Origin of the sequence: Curtobacterium sp. B18 (genome assembly GCF_000333375.1) — a bacterium.
Lineage (GTDB): Bacteria > Actinomycetota > Actinomycetes > Actinomycetales > Microbacteriaceae > Curtobacterium.
This window is the reverse complement of sequence record NZ_BACZ01000007.1, coordinates 1-1,256: the sequence shown is the minus strand read 5'-3', so window position 1 is coordinate 1,256 and position 1,256 is coordinate 1. Positions and strand designations below refer to the sequence as shown.

Below are 1,256 nucleotides of genomic sequence, written 5' to 3'. Positions count from 1 at the left end.
TCCCGTCCGTCAGCAGGTCGCGTGAGCGCGCCGCGCTACGCGCGCACGTGCGGGTGGGCGCTGAGCTCCTCGGCGACGAGGAAGGCCAGCTCGAGCGACTGCATGTGGTTCAGCCGCGGGTCGCACAGGGACTCGTAGCGGGTCGCGAGGGTCGCCTCGTCGATCTGCTCCGAGCCGCCGAGGCACTCCGTGACGTCGTCACCCGTGAGCTCGACGTGCATGCCGCCCGGGTACGTGCCGACCTCACGGTGGGCCTCGAAGAAGCCGAGGACCTCGTCCACGACGTCGTCGAAGCGGCGCGTCTTGTACCCGGTCGGCGTCGTCAGGCCGTTGCCGTGCATCGGGTCGGTCACCCACAGCGGGTTGGCGTCCATGCCCTTGATCGCCTCGAGCAGCTTCGGCAGCTCGTCGCGGATCTTGCCGGCGCCCATGCGCGTGATGAACGTGAGACGACCGGGCTCGCGGTTCGGGTCGAGCTTGTCGACGAGCGCCTTCATGTCGTCGACGCTCGTCGTCGGGCCGAGCTTCACGCCGATCGGGTTCCGCACGCGGGACAGGAAGTCCACGTGGGCGCCGTCGAGGTCACGGGTGCGCTCACCGATCCAGATGAAGTGCCCCGACGTGTCGTAGGCGAGCCCGGACCGCGAGTCGATGCGGGTCATCGGGCGCTCGTAGTCCATGAGCAGGCCCTCGTGCGAGGCGTAGAACTCGACGTGCTTCAGCTCGTCGAAGTCCGCACCGCAGGCGCCCATGAAGCGGATCGCGCGGTCGATCTCCTTGGCGAGGTGCTCGTACCGGGCGTTCGCCGGGTTCGACGCGAAGCCCTTGTTCCACGAGTGCACCTGGCGCAGGTCGGCGAAGCCACCCTGCGTGAAGGCACGGACGAGGTTCAGCGTCGACGCGGCCGTGTGGTAGCCCTGCACGAGGCGTCGCGGGTCGGCCTGGCGGCTCTCCGGGGTGAAGTCGTAGCCGTTCACGATGTCGCCGCGGTAGGCGGGCAGCGTGACGTCGCCGCGGGTCTCGAAGTCGCTCGAACGCGGCTTGGCGAACTGCCCCGCCATGCGCCCCATCTTGATGACCGGCATCGACGCGCCGTAGGTCAGCACGACGGCCATCTGCAGGATCGTCTTGACGCGGTCGCGGATCGAGTCGGCGGTGGCCCCGGCGAAGGTCTCGGCGCAGTCGCCGCCCTGCAGCAGGAACGCCTTGCCCTGGGCGGCCGACGCGAGCCGCTCACGGAGCTTGTCGACCTCACC

Annotated in this window: 1 protein-coding gene; it reads right to left on the bottom strand. The window is 69.6% G+C overall.

Translation table 11 applies throughout. The features are described from left to right. Positions 1-35: 35 nt before the first annotated feature. Positions 36-1,256: class II 3-deoxy-7-phosphoheptulonate synthase (locus I5E_RS00175; RefSeq protein WP_022905221.1), on the bottom strand; the 1,221-nt coding region annotated here is incomplete at its 5' end.